This window comes from Aureliella helgolandensis, from assembly GCF_007752135.1.
GTDB lineage: Bacteria > Planctomycetota > Planctomycetia > Pirellulales > Pirellulaceae > Aureliella > Aureliella helgolandensis.
Genome location: NZ_CP036298.1, coordinates 6,581,113 through 6,597,580 on the forward strand (window position 1 = coordinate 6,581,113; position 16,468 = coordinate 6,597,580).

General features: G+C 57.1%; 23 protein-coding genes and 2 tRNA genes. 23 read left to right on the top strand and 2 right to left on the bottom strand.

What is annotated here, in order from left to right:
- Positions 1–256 precede the first annotated feature (256 nt).
- The gene (locus Q31a_RS30480) at positions 257–430 is read right to left on the bottom strand and encodes a DUF6800 family protein (protein WP_197355555.1); all 174 of its coding nucleotides are present in this window, start codon (positions 428–430) and stop codon (positions 257–259) included.
- Between the two features lie 390 nt (positions 431–820).
- Here Q31a_RS30480 and Q31a_RS23100 point away from each other — a divergent pair, with 390 nt between their 5' ends.
- Together Q31a_RS23100 and Q31a_RS23105 are read left to right on the top strand one after the other, a co-directional pair.
- On the top strand, positions 821–1,579 hold the full coding sequence (locus Q31a_RS23100) for a sugar phosphate nucleotidyltransferase (RefSeq protein ID WP_145082999.1): 759 nt from the start codon (positions 821–823) through the stop codon (positions 1,577–1,579).
- Between the two features lie 83 nt (positions 1,580–1,662).
- Complete coding sequence (locus Q31a_RS23105) at positions 1,663–2,619, top strand: ribose-phosphate diphosphokinase (RefSeq protein WP_145087567.1); 957 nt, start codon at positions 1,663–1,665, stop codon at positions 2,617–2,619.
- A 475-nt stretch (positions 2,620–3,094) separates the two neighbouring features.
- On the opposite strand, the gene Q31a_RS23110 is transcribed toward Q31a_RS23105, so the two are convergent.
- Positions 3,095–3,418 carry a co-chaperone GroES gene (locus Q31a_RS23110; protein ID WP_145083001.1) on the bottom strand — a complete coding sequence of 108 codons (324 nt, stop codon included), beginning with the start codon at positions 3,416–3,418 and terminating at the stop codon, positions 3,095–3,097.
- 751 nt (positions 3,419–4,169) lie between these two features.
- On the opposite strand from Q31a_RS23110, the gene Q31a_RS23115 reads away from it, so the two are divergent.
- From Q31a_RS23115 to Q31a_RS23210, 21 genes are all read left to right on the top strand, one after another.
- On the top strand, positions 4,170–4,787 hold the full coding sequence (locus tag Q31a_RS23115) for a 50S ribosomal protein L25 (protein ID WP_145083003.1): 618 nt from the start codon (positions 4,170–4,172) through the stop codon (positions 4,785–4,787).
- A 21-nt stretch (positions 4,788–4,808) separates the two neighbouring features.
- On the top strand, positions 4,809–5,390 hold the full coding sequence (gene pth, locus Q31a_RS23120) for an aminoacyl-tRNA hydrolase (protein WP_231690906.1): 582 nt from the start codon (positions 4,809–4,811) through the stop codon (positions 5,388–5,390).
- Positions 5,391–5,505: 115 nt separating this feature from the next.
- Positions 5,506–5,910 carry a 30S ribosomal protein S6 gene (gene rpsF, locus Q31a_RS23125; RefSeq protein ID WP_197355557.1) on the top strand — a complete coding sequence of 135 codons (405 nt, stop codon included), beginning with the start codon at positions 5,506–5,508 and terminating at the stop codon, positions 5,908–5,910.
- Between the two features lie 254 nt (positions 5,911–6,164).
- The gene (locus tag Q31a_RS23130) at positions 6,165–6,650 is read left to right on the top strand and encodes a single-stranded DNA-binding protein (RefSeq protein WP_145083008.1); all 486 of its coding nucleotides are present in this window, start codon (positions 6,165–6,167) and stop codon (positions 6,648–6,650) included.
- 103 nt (positions 6,651–6,753) lie between these two features.
- Entirely contained in the window at positions 6,754–7,272 is a 519-nt protein-coding gene (rplI, locus tag Q31a_RS23135) for a 50S ribosomal protein L9 (protein WP_145087571.1), read from the top strand.
- 166 nt (positions 7,273–7,438) lie between these two features.
- Positions 7,439–7,520 (top strand) — tRNA-Leu (locus tag Q31a_RS23140).
- Positions 7,521–7,667: 147 nt separating this feature from the next.
- Positions 7,668–7,901, top strand: coding sequence for a helix-turn-helix transcriptional regulator (locus tag Q31a_RS23145; RefSeq protein WP_197355558.1), 234 nt, complete (start codon positions 7,668–7,670; stop codon positions 7,899–7,901).
- Positions 7,902–8,229: 328 nt separating this feature from the next.
- Positions 8,230–8,475, top strand: coding sequence for a hypothetical protein (locus Q31a_RS23150; RefSeq protein ID WP_145083012.1), 246 nt, complete (start codon positions 8,230–8,232; stop codon positions 8,473–8,475).
- A complete protein-coding gene (locus tag Q31a_RS23155; RefSeq protein ID WP_145083014.1) occupies positions 8,469–8,846 on the top strand; it encodes a hypothetical protein in 378 nt (125 codons plus the stop codon). Before Q31a_RS23150 ends, Q31a_RS23155 begins: the two co-directional genes overlap by 7 nt.
- A 300-nt stretch (positions 8,847–9,146) precedes the next feature.
- Positions 9,147–9,353 carry a carbon storage regulator CsrA gene (csrA, locus tag Q31a_RS23160; RefSeq protein ID WP_145083016.1) on the top strand — a complete coding sequence of 69 codons (207 nt, stop codon included), beginning with the start codon at positions 9,147–9,149 and terminating at the stop codon, positions 9,351–9,353.
- A gap of 172 nt (positions 9,354–9,525) precedes the next feature.
- A tRNA-OTHER gene (locus tag Q31a_RS30485) sits at positions 9,526–9,650 on the top strand.
- Between the two features lie 96 nt (positions 9,651–9,746).
- On the top strand, positions 9,747–10,580 hold the full coding sequence (locus Q31a_RS23165) for a hypothetical protein (RefSeq protein ID WP_145083018.1): 834 nt from the start codon (positions 9,747–9,749) through the stop codon (positions 10,578–10,580).
- Between the two features lie 15 nt (positions 10,581–10,595).
- The gene (locus Q31a_RS23170; RefSeq protein ID WP_145083020.1) at positions 10,596–11,306 is read left to right on the top strand and encodes a site-specific integrase; all 711 of its coding nucleotides are present in this window, start codon (positions 10,596–10,598) and stop codon (positions 11,304–11,306) included.
- Positions 11,307–11,531: 225 nt separating this feature from the next.
- A complete protein-coding gene (locus Q31a_RS23175) occupies positions 11,532–11,726 on the top strand; it encodes a hypothetical protein (protein WP_145083022.1) in 195 nt (64 codons plus the stop codon).
- A gap of 22 nt (positions 11,727–11,748) precedes the next feature.
- Positions 11,749–12,516, top strand: coding sequence for a 5'-3' exonuclease (locus tag Q31a_RS23180; protein WP_145083042.1), 768 nt, complete (start codon positions 11,749–11,751; stop codon positions 12,514–12,516).
- Positions 12,513–12,767 carry a hypothetical protein gene (locus tag Q31a_RS23185; RefSeq protein WP_145078037.1) on the top strand — a complete coding sequence of 85 codons (255 nt, stop codon included), beginning with the start codon at positions 12,513–12,515 and terminating at the stop codon, positions 12,765–12,767. The genes Q31a_RS23180 and Q31a_RS23185 overlap by 4 nt, the downstream gene beginning before the upstream one ends.
- A gap of 18 nt (positions 12,768–12,785) precedes the next feature.
- On the top strand, positions 12,786–13,751 hold the full coding sequence (locus tag Q31a_RS23190; protein WP_145083045.1) for a helix-turn-helix domain-containing protein: 966 nt from the start codon (positions 12,786–12,788) through the stop codon (positions 13,749–13,751).
- Between the two features lie 107 nt (positions 13,752–13,858).
- Positions 13,859–14,233 carry a helix-turn-helix domain-containing protein gene (locus tag Q31a_RS31465; RefSeq protein WP_197355560.1) on the top strand — a complete coding sequence of 125 codons (375 nt, stop codon included), beginning with the start codon at positions 13,859–13,861 and terminating at the stop codon, positions 14,231–14,233.
- Between the two features lie 30 nt (positions 14,234–14,263).
- Positions 14,264–15,604, top strand: coding sequence for a trypsin-like serine peptidase (locus tag Q31a_RS23200; RefSeq protein ID WP_145083048.1), 1,341 nt, complete (start codon positions 14,264–14,266; stop codon positions 15,602–15,604).
- A gap of 34 nt (positions 15,605–15,638) precedes the next feature.
- Entirely contained in the window at positions 15,639–16,157 is a 519-nt protein-coding gene (locus Q31a_RS23205; protein WP_145083050.1) for a fatty acid desaturase CarF family protein, read from the top strand.
- Positions 16,157–16,465: an HNH endonuclease signature motif containing protein gene (locus tag Q31a_RS23210; protein WP_145083053.1), complete on the top strand. Its 309-nt coding sequence runs from the start codon at positions 16,157–16,159 to the stop codon at positions 16,463–16,465. The genes Q31a_RS23205 and Q31a_RS23210 overlap by 1 nt, the downstream gene beginning before the upstream one ends.
- Positions 16,466–16,468 lie beyond the last annotated feature (3 nt).

Below are 16,468 nucleotides of genomic sequence, written 5' to 3' on the forward strand. Positions count from 1 at the left end.
GACACGCGGAGCGACGGCGGAACATCGCCCACACAGATCTGACCCGAAATACTGATCCGAAATTTGCACGCCCGCTTCTGGCGTGCTCACCTCGGACACGCCTGCTTCAGGCACGCCTGCTAGCTTGGAAGATCGACTCCAGCCCACCCATAAAAAAACCCGCAACCCCAGCCAGTGTACCGGCGAAGATTATCGGGTCACTGGCTGGCGCCGCGGGCTCGTGCCCAACAATGCCGAAGAATTGCCGGGAAACGTTCTATTCCAGCCCAAGTCGAGCAATGAGCACGCTCGCGCCAGGCGTTAGCTTTCGCAACTTCTCAGCCACGACAGCCTTATCAGCGCTGCCCGTACCAACTCGTTGAGTCAACTTGGCAACTTTTTTCTTGCGGTGACGACGACGACGCAACTCTCGGGTTCGTTCTGTTCCCATCTCGATTTGGTGACCTTAAACTGAAATTGTGGATTGCAATGGGGAAGGGGACTGCCCGCCCAAGAAAACCGAACTCTCCAGGGTAACGCACACGACATCCGCCGAGTTCGCCTGTAGGCAGCACTACTAAAGTTAGTATTGATTCCCAGCCCGGTCAATGTCGCGCAGTGGACATCCTCTCAGTATATCGGCCATTCCTCAGCTTCCAACACTCTAAATGGACGCACGGCTACTCTAAATAGCTCGATAACCTATGATGGGGACTTCACCCGCACTCGATAGCCGGACTGGTAATCCGCAGCCGGGTTTGGCAAGATAGCACCTCCATTCCTGCTGGCGCCTGCTCCAGCTCGATTCGTCACGCGTTCCCCCCACAAACGAGTATTCAACATGCCCTCCAACGAGCCCATTGCTGTAATTCTTGCCGCTGGGCGCGGGACTCGCATGCAAAGCGAGCTCCCTAAAGTGCTGTTCCCAGCCCTCGAACGCCCCATGATCCACTGGGTCATCGACGCCTTGCAGGCAGCTGGAATCAAGAAAAACATCGTGGTCGTCGGCTACCGAGCCGACTCCGTTGAAGCGGAACTCGCCTCGCGTCCCGGAGTCACGTTCGCCTTGCAAGCCGAACAGAAGGGGACAGGGCACGCCGTGGAAATGTGCCGCGAGCAACTCGCCGCACACCAAGGCCCCGTGCTAGTAGTCGCCGGCGACTCGCCGATGATTCAAACCGACTCCATTCGCAGCCTACTCGAGAAATTCCACGAGGGTGGCTACTCTTGCCTACTCGGGACGCTCATCAAAGACAACCCTACCGGACTCGGACGGATCCTCAGGGACGCGAACGGCAAATTCGAACGGATCGTCGAACACAAGGACGCTACTGAAGCCGAAAGGGAAACCAGGGAGGTGAACATGAGCACCTACCTCTTCGACTCCCAAGCACTACTCTGGGCGCTGTCACAACTTGACAACTCCAACTCCCAGGGAGAGTTCTATCTCACCGACTGCCCCGAGATCTTATTGCGAGATGGCCGCAAAGTTGACGCGGCTCCCGTCCTCAAGCCTTGCGAATCCCTCAGTATTAATACAATTGAGGAACTTGGCTTGGTCGAGGCCCAAATGCGAGCCATGGGTTACCCAGCCAGCTAGCTTCTACCTTTCTTGATTTCCCCCATTTCCTGGCAAAGAGCGTCCCCTTGACGGTTCTACTGAGCCCCATCCACGAGTCTGGCATGCGTGAATTAAAAATACTGAGTGGCAGAGCCAATCCTCAGCTGGCGCGTGACATCTGCAGATCGCTGCACCTCAACCTGGGCTCCGTCTCGCTCGGAAAATTCCCCGATGGGGAGAATTTCTGCAAGATTGACGACGACGTCCGAGGCCGCGATGTCTTCCTGATCCAGCCCACCAGCCCGCCGGTAAACGACACGCTGATGGAATTGCTGATCATGATCGACAGCTGCAAGCGGGCCAGCGCGGCGCGGGTCACCGCCGTCATTCCCTACTTCGGCTACGCGAGGCAGGATCGCAAAGACGAGGGACGCGTCCCCATTACCGCCAAGCTCGTGGCTAACATGATTGCCCGCGCGGGCGCCGACCGAGTCCTCACCATGGACCTGCATGCCCCTCAGATCCAAGGCTTCTTTGACGTCCCGGTTGACCACCTCTACGCCGCCCCCGTCCTCAACGACTATTTCGAAGCCATGGGGCACCCGCCCGAGGACCTGATCGTCGTCAGCCCTGATGAGGGAAGCATTAAACGCGCGATCGGACACTCCAAACGGCTCGGAGGACGCCTGGCCATCGTGGACAAGCGACGCGATAACGCCCTGGAAACCACGCAGAAAAATATCATTGGCAGTCCCGTTGAAGGCAAAATCTGCATCATGTTCGATGACATGATCAGCACAGCAGGTTCGATTTGCGGGGCAGCCAAGTTGGTCCATGAAGCCGGAGCCAAAGAAATCCACTTGGCCGCCACTCACGGAGTGCTGTGCGGAGACGCCATCGAGAAAATCCGCCAAGCTCCCATCAAGTCACTCTGCATCTGCGACACCATCCCACTTTCTCCCGAGAAGAAGCTGAGTGCCATCCAGGTCGTATCAGTCGCCCCTCTGCTAGCCGAGGCCATCCGTCGCATCCACCACCACAAGTCGATCAGCGAAATGTTTCGCCCACCCAACACGTAAACCCACCCGCCGCACAACGACTCGTTGAAACCGCACCCCATCCCGCGCGTGCTCGTTGCAATTGCACCCGCCGCACAACGACTCCATGAAATTGCAACCCGCCGCTTGAGCAAGGAAAGATAACCTCCGCTACAGGGCAACTTAAGGATGCTACCTCCGCATTAAAATTCAAATTGCGATTAAATCAACAGCCCGCGTGAGCCAGGATAGAAGATGGTCGCCGCTACAGGGCGGCTAGAGGCACTACCGCTGCAAAATTGGGATCGCGTCTAAAGCGACGTTCCGTAAACAAGGCGAGAGCAGCCACTGCCACAGTGAGACCGATGGCGTGACCATCGCTCCGAGATCGCCAATCTCTTGCCGCCAACTGCCGTGCGAGTCCCAACCACGATCGCTGGGGGCGCAACTCCGCCACTTTAGCGCGACATAAGAAACTTTCCCGCTAGGTAAAGAGCGAGACGGCGGATTCACGCCTCTAGAATTCTTCGGGTTTATCCTTGCGGAACACGGCCACAATATCCTCGACCGGGACTACGAACAACTGATTATCTGGTTCGAAATCGACGGGAATCGCATTCTTGGGATGAAATAGCACCTTGTCGTAATTGCGAAGCGGCACATCTTCATCATGCGCGACCAAGCGAGACACGGTGACGATCCGCCCGGTGATGGTCGGTATCTCTGCCGCGTCGGGCAGTGCAATACCTCCCTTAGTCTCCCTCTTGGGCTCATCCTTGAGCACCAGCACTCGCCCACCGATGGGTTCGATATATTGAAGATCGGTCTTTTTCTTAACCATAGCGTGTAAATCGTATCAGTAAAATGTGCGTCTATCTCAGCCCAATCGAGCCACCCCGACGGCCACTTCCCAACATCACTCCCCTTGGAAAACCAAGGTTGTCGCCGAGATTAGATTCCGAAGGCTCGCAAATTACTTGAGCCGAGCAACAGGGGCAAGCGGTAACAGCGGGGAAAAATGCAGGCTTCGAGGGCCGTCGCCCCCGCAAATTCCCCCGAGGCGTTAATTTCCGGTTCCGCCCAATTAGGCCGGAGGGGCAGGTGGGTGAGGTCCGACATCTAGTAGATTGCGGTCCCAAGCGAGAAATCCACCGAGTCGCGGTTAGCAGCACAGTCCCCCAACCCGCCAGAATCTGACAAATGGGGGGGGATTGGCACCAAATCACGCGAGCAGCGGCCCGCCAAAAGGGCTATCGCCCCTCAAACAGCATCAAATCTTCACCATTGGGCTTGCAATTCGCAGGTTGCTCTTGAAAGAACGTTAGCTTTTGAGATACTTGCCCGTTCGCATCGGCCGCGAGGATTGCTGAAAGTGCGCAGTGGACGCTTGCCGACTAGCTCCGCTTCAATTTTGTCCTTATGAAATTCGTGGAAAACACGGTCTCGCTCGCCCTTCGCGTTTGAGACCGACGAACCGATTAATGACAAACTCCTGATATCAACGGGCGTACCTACGCCAATAGTTTATAGACGCAGGCCAATTCCTTCATTGGCCACACACGATGTACTGGTGAAACACATACTGGTGAAATATGAGTAGTGAAACGATCGAAGTTAAGAAGCGTGAACAAGTCGGCACGGCAGCTTGCAATAAATTGCGTGCCACCGGCTATGTCCCCGCTAACCTATACGGCCACGGCGAAGCCAATGTCAATTTGGCAGTGCGCCACGATGCCATTGGGAACGTGATCAAGCATGGGACCAAAATTTTGGCCCTCACCGGTGACATCTCGGACACCGCCTTGCTGCGAGATGTTCAGTGGGATGCGTTCGGCATGGAAGTCCTGCACGTCGACTTCACCCGCGTCTCCAAGGGTGAGTCGGTCGAGGTCACCCTACCACTGCACCTGCACGGTGAAGCCCCCGGCACATCGCAGGGTGGAATCCTAGGACACGTATTGCACGAGCTGACCATCCTCTGCCCAGCTTCCGCTGTACCTGAGGATCTGCAAGTCAACATTGCCAAGCTCAATCTCGGCGAAGCCATTCACGCGAGTGAAATTGAGATTCCAGCTGGCGCATCGCTGGTGACCGACGGTGGTGAACTGGTCGTTCACATCGTGAAACCTGCCGGTGCTACCGAAGACGCGGATGCAGCGGATGAACCCGAAGTCATCGGACAAGCAGACAAACAAGAAGATGCCAACTAGTCTTCCGTGGAGGGCGGCCTTGTGAGTGCAAGTGCTCCAACCCAGAAGATGGTGGTCGGCCTCGGTAACCCCGGGGCCAAGTACGACCGGACGCGGCACAATGTTGGATTCGAAGTCCTAAATCGACTAAGCCAACAATACTTTGCTCCCGCTCCTCGCACTAAATTTGAAGGACAGTACACTAGCATCACCGTTGGACCCACCAACTTGATCCTGGTCTGGCCTTTGACCTACATGAACAACAGCGGACGTTGCGTACGCGCGACGGCCGATTTTTATAAAATAGACCTTGAGCACGAATTGCTGGTCGTCTGCGACGATCTGAGTTTGCCCACCGGTAAACTTCGAATTCGGCTCAAGGGCTCTGGAGGCGGCCAAAAAGGACTGAACGACATCCTGCGGGTGGCGGGCAATCAGAACGTCCCCAGGTTGAGAATTGGAATTGATCGACCACCACCACGCTGGGATGTGTCGGACTACGTCCTCGGACGTTTTAGCTCCGACGAAACCCCAGTCATCAGTCAAGCTGTGCAAGCGGCCGCTGATGCGGTGCGAGATTGGTGCATACACGATATCGCGTACTGCATGAATCAAGTCAATTGATTGCAAATCGAAATAGCGACCTGCCTTAGCTAGGTCACACACCCACCACTGGGCACGTATTACACGGCCTCAATCAACCACACATTTAGAACAAAACCGATCGGGAGTCTGGGACTTGGCTACTAACTGCTACGACTGCTTCTTTATTTTCGACAGCAACAAATACAACCGCGATCCAGGTGGAGTGGCAGCGACCGCTCAGAAAGCGATCGAAGATCTCGGTGGCGAAATCCTCGCCAGTCGACTGTGGGAAGAACGCAAGCTGGCGTATCCAATCGAAGGCCACAACAAAGGCACCTACTGGATCACCTACTTCAACATCGACAGCAGCAAGTTGGTCGAATTCAACCGGACTTGCCAACTCAATGACAATATTTTGCGATTCTTGGTCACCAAGGTCGACCCACGCTTGGTCGATGCCCTGGTTGCGCACGCCACCGGCGTCAACCAAGTCACCGAAGAACAACCTGGAGAGGAAGAAGCCGTTGCCGCTGGCGCCGGAAACGAAGAAGCGAACTAGTTTCCCGTAATTCTCCTGCAGGGGTTCACCCGGGTGCTTGATGCGATTCGGTGCACCCGATAATTTGCTTACCGGAGAATTTGCACAACTTGCGATGTTCAGCGACAATGAGGCGATTGGACTGACTGGCAACTTGAGCAGGTTCAATGTCGTTGCGGTTCAGTCGAGCTCGCCACAACCCACCAGTTGTGCCGCGTCCTCCTCCCCCTGAACGCGACCTGTATTACGAGCGAATTCAACCAGGAGCGGAGACGATGGCTAGTTACAATCGAGTCATTTTGATGGGTAACTTGACGCGGGATATCGAATTGCGATATACCCCGGCTGGAACGCCCGTAACCGAAGTAGGACTGGCGGTCAACGATCGTCGCAAAGGCCAGAATGGAGAATGGATCGACGAAACCACGTTTGTCGACATCACCTTCTGGGGTCGCACTGCTGAAGTCGCCTCGGAATACCTCAGCAAGGGCTCGCCGGTGTTCATCGAAGGACGCCTCAAGCTCGATACCTGGGAAAAAGACGGACAGAAAAATTACAAGCTCCGAGTGGTATGCGACCGCATGCAACTCCTCGGTGGAAGAGACGGCTCCGGAGGAAGTAGCAACAATGCCAACAGCGGCGGTGGTAGTGCCAGAAGCACTCCCAGACCCGAGGCAACGAGCTACTCGCAATCCAGCGCCTCAGCCCCCCCGGAACCCGATCATCACGGTGGAATTGGTGGCGACGAAATCCCGTTTTAAGGATGGTCGCCCACAAGGCCGCAGTTTGAACCAGCGCCTCCCTCACGAGGCTGTAGTGACATTCAGTAAACAATTTGAGAACGTAAGCCAAGCGAGTTGAATGATGGTTGCCGCAAAAACACGAGCACGACGCGAACAATTCAAGCGACTGCCCAAAGGGGCCAATGGCGGCATCGAGTTGCTGCTGATCCAAAATGTGGATCATGTTGGCAAGCAAGGAGAGGTTGTTGAGGTCCGTGCCGGACACGCCAACAACTTCCTGCTACCTCAAGGCCTAGCCATTATCGCTACCGAACACCACAAGCGGATGGTCGAGAAGCACAAGGCGAAGCTCAAAGAAATCGAGAAGAAGCGCCTCAGTGGCCTCCAAGGCTTGGCCGATAAGATTGCTCAGCAATCGATCACCATCGAAGCCAACGCCAACGACGAAGGTCACCTGTACGGTAGCGTCGGAGCACCTGAAATTGCTGCGGCTCTCAAGGCCAATCAAATCGTCGTCACCGACGACCAGATCCGCCTGCAAGGCCCGCTCAAGGAACTCGGCTTGTACACGGTCAAAGTTCACCTGCACCAAGAGATCGAATGCGATCTCAAGGTATGGGTCGTCCCCACCGCTGCCTAACAGCAGCACAGCGATACGGACTCCCGCCCTAGATGGGAGCGAGCGACGAAAAGTGGTAGCGGTCCTTCAAGAGCGCTACCACGAACACAACCAACGCCTTCCCACGTTATCCCGACGTGAACTGGACTGGCGGAGGGTGCCGTAGAATTGTATAAAGGCACAAAACGGGGCTGTGGCGGAACTGGCAGACGCGCTAGATTTAGGTTCTAGTACCGCAAGGTGTGCAGGTTCGATTCCTGTCAGCCCTACTTAACCACCCTAGTTCGGGTGCAAATGATTGCAAGGGCAATGGTTTCAATGTGGAATCATTGCCTTGCTTCGCGCAACCATGGAAGCCGAAAGGCAGCGAACTCGACAACGGCCAGAACGTTGATACCATTGGGAGCATGATCGAAATGGAAAAAACCGAAGAACACAGCGATTTTTGCGAACGTGTCAAAGCACGTCGGCAAGAGCTTGGATTGACCCAAGTTGAAATGGCGGAACGTCTCGGATTGACCCAATCTACATACGCTTCGATCGAGCGCGGGCGATATGAGCCAGGCCTCAACCAAATCTACCGAGTTGCCGCCGCCTTAGAAACAAACATCCATGAGCTACTACCAGTAGCTGTAAAATCCGAATTCTAAAATATCGCAAATATTGCGCATTCTCACTATTGCAGCAATAGTGAGCATTCTCTATATTCGGCGACGTTCAGTCAATGAACGCCCGCCGAGCCTCTAACTTTTGCGAGTCGTGCTCGTGCCGCGGTCGGATACTTCCGCGGCAATCTTGCGAGCAATCATCAGACTGGACGACCAAGCGCCCACCTATTCGCGTTGCTGTACCGCAGGATAGTTGGGCGCGTTTACTTCGCTGGATTCGCGGCGGGGGGACGTCTGGTCTGGTTTGAGCCAGGCACCCCTGCCGCGTTGTTCAGCGAGCCGAACAACGCCTAAGCAAGGGAATCCAGCCATGCAAGCGGCCGAAACAATCGAGCCATTGGGAACCGTCCCACTTTCTTCACTGCCAATCGTCCGAGCCTACGCCCTCCTGCGAGGCGAAACCGAAGGACGCTGGCTTACCCCCGAACAAATCGCGGAGATCGGGCACGTTTGCGGAGAAATCCGCCAGCTCGGCGAGACATGGTGCGCTACCTGCGAACGATGGTGGGCCATTGTCGCCCGCATCGACACCGAAGGGGAGCTCGGCCGATGCTAACCACCACCAGCGAAGCAACCGCCCTAGACGCGATCGAGCAGTGGAACAACAGCCACCCCGACGGAACGCGGATCATCTACCAATTTGGCGAAGTGCCAGTCCGAACAACGACCATAGGCGGCGCCTTTGCGATCAACGGCCGGCCAATGCTCAGGCTAGCGGGAGTAGCTGGCGCCGTCGATCTTTCGGCCGTCAAAGTCTCACCGTTCCACGCGTGGGTACGCGTTCACCGCCGCCGCCGAATGAGCCATTGGGTGGAAGGATGGTGGGACGATCAAGCCCACCTAGAAAGCGACCTCGAACTCCTTGCGAAACGCGACGAGGCTTTCGAATCCTACGAATATACCAACGTGAAGCCGTCGGAGCTTTAACGATGGAGGCGACCAAGATCAGACGCGGCCGCGCGAAGGATGGCAAGCCATTGAATCCAGGCCAGCAGATTGTGAAGCTGCGAGGGTGCCCCGATTGCGACAGCCGCGGCTACTTTCTTTTGAACCCGTTTATCCCAAATTTTCGAGCGCTCCTAAGCTTTTCGAACTTAACCCAGTGCCAGACCTGCCTGGACTGCCAAACCTATTGGAAGCTTTACGGAGCGTTGCCACCCGAGATTGTGCCCGAGTTGACCACGAAAGATTGATCCCACTTAACCACTCAGAAACGGAGTTTTGTAGATGCTAGTTTTGTCCAGAAACCTAGACGAGTCGATCGTGATAGGCGAACAAATCGAAATTGTCATAGTGGAGGTGCGAGGCGACCGAGTGCGACTCGGCATAAAAGCACCCAGGACGACGGCAGTACACCGCAAGGAAGTTTTCCAAGCGATCAAGCGAGCCGGCGGCGACATCAACAAGAAACGCGGCGAAGTTGTGCCGGCTTAAGAAACTACCGGAAAGGGGCCTTTGCGTGACGTTGTCACGCGTCCTAGGTGTGCGGAGCGGTAGAGCCAGGGGAGACCGCCGACTAAGGCATAAGCCCTGGTAGGACAGGCCCCGCTATGAGAGACCCGGCGCCCAAGTTGGGCGCCGGGTTGTTTTTACAAGTTGAAAATTTGGGCCGGTAGCTCAACGGTAGAGCACTAGGCGGGGAGGCGTGGAATAAGCCGCAAGGCCGTATCCGCCACACGTCGCCCCCTAAACTCCCAACTAGCGATGCGGGTTCGAATCCCGACCGGCCTATTCTTACTAGGCGCCATGCCAACCGGCCTGGACGCCTAGCCGTAGGCCCCCGGCGCCAATCGTGGCGCCGGGGATCAGAGCACCAAGAGTGAGACCATGCGAACGGAATCGAAGAAACTGCGCACAAAATCCGCCCTTTCCTATTTCGGAAGCGATAGCGAAGTCGCCGCCGAGCTCGCGGCCAAGCTCAACGGATGCCGACACATCACCATCGCGTTTGCCGGTGGCCTGTCGATCCTACCCCACCTTACCGCCCGCGGAATTGTCGCCAACGATCTAAACGCGCACGCGATGAACTTCTACCGCGTAGCAGCCGGCCGACACGGCGAAGCCGCAAAGCTAGAGCTCGCCGAACGATGCGCTACGACGCTCAGCCATCCCGAGGAATTGGAGCTCGCGGCTAAAGCGATGCAGTTTTTTAACACTCCATCGACCAGGGACTACGGTTGCGCATTTCATGCTTGGGCGTACTGGGCATGCTGTTGGCTACCACGTAAAGGCAAAGGCGGTACGAAATCGCCGCCGAGCCTCCCCTCAGTCAGACGCGAGGCCACAGGCGGGAACAACGCGAGCCGCCTAGTTTCAGTTGCGGCCGATCTGAACACATGGGCGCAGCAGTTCAGACGCTGCGAATTCGAATCGGTGTGCTTCCGCGATCTACTGCGAAAAGTTAAGGACACCGCTGCCTGCGGTATCTACTGCGACCCGCCATGGGTTGGAGCCGGCAACAACTATATGCACAGCTTTGCACTAGAAGACCACGTCGACCTAGCCGACGCGTTGGCGAGATTCCGAAAAGCGGCCGTCCTAATCCGCTACGGAGACGCCCCGCTAATCCGCGAACTCTATCGAGAATGGCGGATCGAGGAGCGGTTCAGCCGAACACAGGCCAACAGCCAAATCGGCGAACTATGGATTACGAGAGCATAGGAGCCACGATGAACCATGGACAAACCAAAACGAACGCGCAAGGCAACGCGGCCGATACCGGAAGCGATGCGCCGCCGCTTCTACCTAGCCGCCTGGGACTTGGCCTGGTCCGGTCACTTCTACCACGACGCGCCGGAGACGGAAGCATTCCTCGACAAATGGGGCTCAGGTTCACTAATCGCCAGGCGGCACGGCTTGACCATCCTATGGCTTACAGCCATGGCAGGACGATTCAACGAACTAGCCTCGGCGCTGTTGACGGATGTCAACGGCGAAACGATCGAGATACGACGATCGAAACGCGGAGCGGTTCACACGATCCAGATACAAGCCGAGCTAATCGAATGCACGACGGCCTGGTTTCGGAGACTTGCAGCCGAAGCCGCCGACACCGGCCCTCCCGTAAACGGCCGTTGGAAAAAATACTACGCCGCAATGCACGCGAGCAAATACCTACTTCCGAGCGCCACCGGCGGCCGGATGAATTGCGACGTGTTCAACCGAGACACGGCCGGACCACTTGGCGAGCTGTTTGGTTTCAAGTGCTCGTCGCATTGCTTCAGGGACACAGCCTGCCAGGAAGCAATGCGAGCCGTGAAGAAAGACGCAAACCTCGATGTTCGCGCCGTTCAGGCCCTGCTGGGGCATCGAAATCTAAACACGACCGAAGTCTACATACGCAAGCAAGACGCGGCGCAGCTCGCATTGAAACTCTACACCGAGTAGAAAACGGGCGGCTATCCGCTCCGCGCACCCGAGCCGCAGGCCAGCGGATCGGACCGAGGAGCCGAGCGCCGCATTCCAACCGCCGCCACTCCAGACACCAAAGCGACGAGCCACCATAACCGCGGCATTAGAGCGACTAATCCCGCACGTATGAAGTTTAACCAAACTTCATACCTACTCAGTTTGAAACGTCATTTTGACCGTTGACCGTGGAGCGTACGCACAATGCGAGCCTTCGAAATCCAAACCGACGCCCTATGCGAAGTCTGCCACGAGCAACCAGCCGACCACCTTGTGAAAGGTGTTCAGCTAGTCGCCCCTTGGCAAAACTTCGGACACCGCGCGACAGTCTGCGCGAAATGCCTACCCGCGATCGAAGAAACGACGGCGGACGACCTAACGTGGATCGAATCGGAATAAACACCCCAGAGGAGCCGAGCAAGTGACCTGGTTAATAGTAGACGGAAACAATTGCTACGCCCGCGACGCGTTCGTCAACGCGGCCGGAGCGGCCCACGCCACGCTCCGGCGCTTGCGCGATGTTCGCGCCAACATGCAAGCGACCCGCGCGGTTATTTGTTGGGATTCGCCGAGCTTCCGCCACGAACTATTCGCCGGATACAAAGCCGGCCGAGGCGAAAAGCCCGCCGGCTTCCAAGCCGGCCTGGATGAAGTGAAAGCCGGAACCGCGGCAATCGGGTATGAGAGCTACGAGTGCGAAGGCTTCGAAGCCGACGACATAGCCGCCACCGTTGCAGCCGCGGCCGTCGACGAAGGAGAGCAGGCGCTAATCTACTCCAACGACAAGGACCTCCACCAATGCCTGGTGGCCGGCCTAGTCTCACAAGCTACGGCAGTCCGGCGGCCCACATCGTTGACGCTCAGCTATGACGTTTTAACGGCCAAGCAACTAAAAACGAAATTCGGAGTCCATCCGCATCAGTGGGTAGACTTTCGAGCCTTGACCGGCGACAAGTCGGACGGAATCCCCGGTTGTGTCGACATTGGACCGAAAGCCGCTCAAACCCTCCTGACGAAATTTGACTCGCTCGACGAATTCTACCGCAAGCCATTTGCCGCCAAGATTCAAGACAAACAGCGGCGAAACCTCCTGGCCTACCGCGAGGAGCTCGCGAAAGCTCGGCGACTCTTGCGACTAGTTCGCAATGTCCCGCTACCGTCTACATTTTACGAGGCGGTCGCCCTATGACATTCGAACAAGCCGCCGCCCTAGTGGCCGAGGTTGAACGCTCAGGACGCGCACGAGTGCTAACCGTCGGCCGTTTCCTACCGCCGCACGAAGTAAGACCCAATAGCCCCTGGGGACTTGCTGTCATGCCGAACAAGTCGCCAACCGGAAAGCCGGTCGTCGTATGGGACCGCTCAGGATGGCTAAAGCTATCGCCCGAGCCGGCACCACGACGCGACGCCAAGACCAACGCACAACCAACCCTATTCTAAAGAAAGGAGCCCGCAGGGATGCAAGAGACGTTCGACTGGACCTGGGCAGAACGCCGCGAATGGATCACCGAAGCCGATTTTCCGAAGGGGAGAGCCTACGACGGGAGCTCAGTATCGGCCGCGGCAATGGTGGCCGTTCTCAACGCGATTAACGACCACCTGGGAAAAAATCCGGTCGCGTGGCCATCGCAAGCGAAGATAGCGGAGAAAACCAAGCTAAGCGAAAAGACTATCCAGCGAGCAAGCGAAGCGCTCCAGTCGCTCAGCCTGTTGATTGTGGAGCCCAAGAAAGGCCGAAGCGGAACCAATCACTACCGGATTGTGTGGACCGAGCTTCAGCTCTTGCAACCAGCACGCCGCGCCGCCTGGGAAGCGATTTTGCGCGAGAAGCAAACCCGAACATTGACCCGCGGGAGTGCCCGAAACCAATCGGACATTCCCGCCGAGCAATCGGACATTGTGGGGGAGCAATCGGACATTCTGACCGACCAATCGGACACTATGTCCGATGAATACCACAAAGGAAAACCACAAAAGAAAACCACCACCACTCCAGAGCCTGACCAACGAGCCGAACCCCAAACGGACGTGAGAACCTGGGAAGTGGTGGTGAGTGAGTTGATTGAGTTGGGATTGAGTGAGACCGGAGCGCGACAAGCTGCTGCAGCGGCAAGGAACCGCGGTCTAACACCCGATCAAGCCCACGAACTAGGGGAGACCTACCGAACGCGGACCCGTCCAGGATACGCCGGAAAAGCTCCAACCGTGGGTTGGCTATACCGTTGGCTAACCGGGCAAAGCACGCCCGAGCCTGACCCAGCGGAACGCCCGAAACCAGTCACAAGTGGACGCGGCGACGCGTTGACACGCGACCAAATCGACGCCGAGCGAAGGCGCCGCGAAATTATCCGCCAGGCACGTAGCCGCGGACTCAGCGAAGAACAAATACGCAAAGCCTGCCAGTCGATCGGAGTAGCCTATTGACCTAGCCAAAATCAAATTTTTGAACCAAACAACGGGAAATTGAGCGCTACGGCGTAAACTGCGAGCTTCTACCGTCGATAGAGTCGGACGCCACGAAAGACGCACCAGTGCCACGCAATTTGCCACGCCTAGTAAAGTTACTAGCTAGCGGCGCGACGCTCGAAACAGCAGGCGCGAAAATCGGTATTTCAAAAACCACCGCGCAGCGATGGATCGCTCGATATGGCACGGATGCCAGGCGGCGGATTAAACCCCGGTTGACCTGCGAAACGAGCCGACGCATACGCGAACTGCGCCGAGAGGGTAAAACGCTGCGCCAAATAGCAGACGACCTTGGAGTCTCTCCAGGAAGCGTTCACAGCCACGCCGCGAGGCCAACCGCTCGACGTTGCAGCAAATGCCGGCAACGCTACAGCGGCGAAAATTGCCTGCTATGCGAGGCCCGAAGCTATCGCCAAAACGCCCTGGCCGCGACGGCCTAACAAACTTTCCCATTGTGAAGGATTCCACAAATGCGACCGATGCTCGTTGCGCTGGCAGCTCTTGCGCTGTTTAGCTTCCCGGCCCCAGCCGAGGCCCAATTGTTCAAGAGACTAGCAAAGCCAACGCAAGCAGCGAACGTATGCACCGGACCCGAATGCCAGGCACGAGCCCAGGCACGAGCCCAGGCACAAGCAGAGCTCCCAAGCCAACCCGCCTACATCAACCCAGCCGGCCCCAGCCGTAGCTTGGTCGACGTCCCATGCTCACAGCACGAGTTGATTCTGGAGAAGCTATGGGAGCCCGTCGACATCACCGGCGCCAGCGGACCAACCGAAGCCGCGGCAGGCGATCGAATGGCCAGGATTATCTCGGCTACCGTACGCGTGACAGTTTCGGGGGTCTGCGGATCAGGAACCGTTGTCGGCCGTGATTCGCTTGGCAATGCCCTAGTGTTGACCAATGCACACGTAGCCGGCACGCAACGTGGCCGGGTTGTAAGTCTCCAGCGGTGGAACCCAGACGGAACCAGTGAAAAGGGAAACGGCGCGATTATCGCCGCCGGCTACGGCCGCGGCTTGTCGGTTGATTTTGCCCTCCTCAAATGCAATTCCACGTTCGCGGCCGAAGTTGAACCGATCCCACTAGCCGACCGATACCCAAAGGCCGGCGCACCGGTCACGACCTACGGTTGCCCCCGCTGCGAATGGCCTAGCATGCAAGTGCTCAGCTTGACGCGATCCGAAGGCCAGGTTTTGCGATGGCTACCGGAAGCGATCGGAGGCCGGAGTGGCTCCAGTGTGATCGACCACACCGACGACGGCCCGCGCGTTGTCGGCCTGCTCACATGGGGAGGCGGTGGCGAGGGGCTAGGACAGTCGACCCCGTTTCTATTGTCCGCGATGCGCGGAGCAATGCCCAAGGCTTTCGACGTTCTGCCAGCATACGCCCAAGAAGTGGCAACCGTCAGCCAAGTACCCTGCGGCCTTAATGGCGAGCTTCTCGCGGTGGCGAGCTTCGACCTACTCGACGCAGCGAACCCAGCCAGCCCCCTAAACCCGCTTAACCCGCTAAATCCGGCAAGCCCATTGCACCCGAACAACGTCCCGGCAAGCTCAGACGCCGACGGAGCAACCGACGGCGACGTGATCGACTCGATTATCGAGCATGGCCCAGACGCGCCGGAAGACTCAGACGATTGCGGCCTGTTGAATCGAAAGCCAAACGACGACGGCAAAGTGCTACCAATTCGACCCGATGGCCCAGTGAAGAAGATAGGCCAAAGCATCAAGACGGCTATCGCCTTTACGTTCTTCGGCGCCGTTCTCGCGGGACTGGCTTACCTGTACTTGAAAAACAAAGTCCCAATCTAAGCCCACCGCCACACCACGAGACGGAGCTCGACCAGTGTTCTATCTACTCGGCTGGATTGTCGCCAGCTATCTAGCCGCCGACCTACTCGCGGGATTCTGGCATTGGCTGGAAGACCGCTATTTTGAAGAGACTTGGCCAATTGTCGGCAAGTACATAGCCAAGCCCAACTCGCTACACCACGAACAGCCAACCGCGTTTCTATTCCAAAGCTATTGGAAACGAAACTGGACGACAATCTTACCCGCGGCCGTAGCGTTTGCCTGCTCATTGTGGCACCCAATCGCCCTTGTGTTTGTATTCGTTTCTCAGGCGAACGAGATTCACGCCTGGGCGCACAACAAGGGGAAGGTATCGCCGCTAATTGCTGCGATCCAAGAAACGGGGATCCTTCAGAGCCCCAAGCACCACGCCGAACATCATCGCAGCCCGTTTGCAATTCGCTATTGTGTGATGTCCGACCTACTCAACCCGATTTTGGATTATTTCCAATTCTGGCGAAAACTTGAAGGCTTGCTCGAGACGGCCACCGGAATTCGACCGAAGCCGGAGTAATGGCAGAACGAGCCAAGCGACTAGACCGTCGCAAGCAACGCGGGAGCAATCCCGCGAACAGGTTAGCGGCCGGGCGGCCCAACGCTACGCAACGCGGATATGATCGACGTTGGCGAGCCGCCCGCCGCCGCTACCTAGCCGAGAACCCAGCCTGCCGGCAATGCGAGAAACGCGGCCGAATTATCGCCGCTACAGTGGTCGACCACATCCAACCGCACAGGGGCGACGAAGTGCTATTTTGGCGCCGCTCCAATTGGCAACCACTCTGCAAGCGTTGCCACGATCAGAAGACCGCTAGCGGACTATAAACC

What these genes read in the sequence shown, in the direction of transcription:
- Q31a_RS23170 (WP_145083020.1), top strand. Translation starts at nt 10,596, where the DNA reads ATGGACAAACCAAAACGAACGCGCAAGGCAACGCGGCCGATACCGGAA.
- Q31a_RS23200 (WP_145083048.1), top strand. Translation starts at nt 14,264, where the DNA reads ATGCGACCGATGCTCGTTGCGCTGGCAGCTCTTGCGCTGTTTAGCTTC.
- Q31a_RS23150 (WP_145083012.1), top strand. Translation starts at nt 8,230, where the DNA reads ATGCAAGCGGCCGAAACAATCGAGCCATTGGGAACCGTCCCACTTTCT.
- Q31a_RS23100 (WP_145082999.1), top strand. Translation starts at nt 821, where the DNA reads ATGCCCTCCAACGAGCCCATTGCTGTAATTCTTGCCGCTGGGCGCGGG.
- Q31a_RS23145 (WP_197355558.1), top strand. Translation starts at nt 7,668, where the DNA reads ATGGAAAAAACCGAAGAACACAGCGATTTTTGCGAACGTGTCAAAGCA.
- Q31a_RS30480 (WP_197355555.1), bottom strand. Translation starts at nt 430, where the DNA reads ATGGGAACAGAACGAACCCGAGAGTTGCGTCGTCGTCGTCACCGCAAG.
- Q31a_RS23110 (WP_145083001.1), bottom strand. Translation starts at nt 3,418, where the DNA reads ATGGTTAAGAAAAAGACCGATCTTCAATATATCGAACCCATCGGTGGG.
- Q31a_RS23185 (WP_145078037.1), top strand. Translation starts at nt 12,513, where the DNA reads ATGACATTCGAACAAGCCGCCGCCCTAGTGGCCGAGGTTGAACGCTCA.
- Q31a_RS23175 (WP_145083022.1), top strand. Translation starts at nt 11,532, where the DNA reads ATGCGAGCCTTCGAAATCCAAACCGACGCCCTATGCGAAGTCTGCCAC.
- Q31a_RS23115 (WP_145083003.1), top strand. Translation starts at nt 4,170, where the DNA reads ATGAGTAGTGAAACGATCGAAGTTAAGAAGCGTGAACAAGTCGGCACG.
- csrA (WP_145083016.1), top strand. Translation starts at nt 9,147, where the DNA reads ATGCTAGTTTTGTCCAGAAACCTAGACGAGTCGATCGTGATAGGCGAA.
- Q31a_RS23210 (WP_145083053.1), top strand. Translation starts at nt 16,157, where the DNA reads ATGGCAGAACGAGCCAAGCGACTAGACCGTCGCAAGCAACGCGGGAGC.
- Q31a_RS23130 (WP_145083008.1), top strand. Translation starts at nt 6,165, where the DNA reads ATGGCTAGTTACAATCGAGTCATTTTGATGGGTAACTTGACGCGGGAT.
- Q31a_RS23155 (WP_145083014.1), top strand. Translation starts at nt 8,469, where the DNA reads ATGCTAACCACCACCAGCGAAGCAACCGCCCTAGACGCGATCGAGCAG.
- Q31a_RS23105 (WP_145087567.1), top strand. Translation starts at nt 1,663, where the DNA reads ATGCGTGAATTAAAAATACTGAGTGGCAGAGCCAATCCTCAGCTGGCG.
- Q31a_RS23165 (WP_145083018.1), top strand. Translation starts at nt 9,747, where the DNA reads ATGCGAACGGAATCGAAGAAACTGCGCACAAAATCCGCCCTTTCCTAT.
- Q31a_RS23190 (WP_145083045.1), top strand. Translation starts at nt 12,786, where the DNA reads ATGCAAGAGACGTTCGACTGGACCTGGGCAGAACGCCGCGAATGGATC.
- rplI (WP_145087571.1), top strand. Translation starts at nt 6,754, where the DNA reads ATGGTTGCCGCAAAAACACGAGCACGACGCGAACAATTCAAGCGACTG.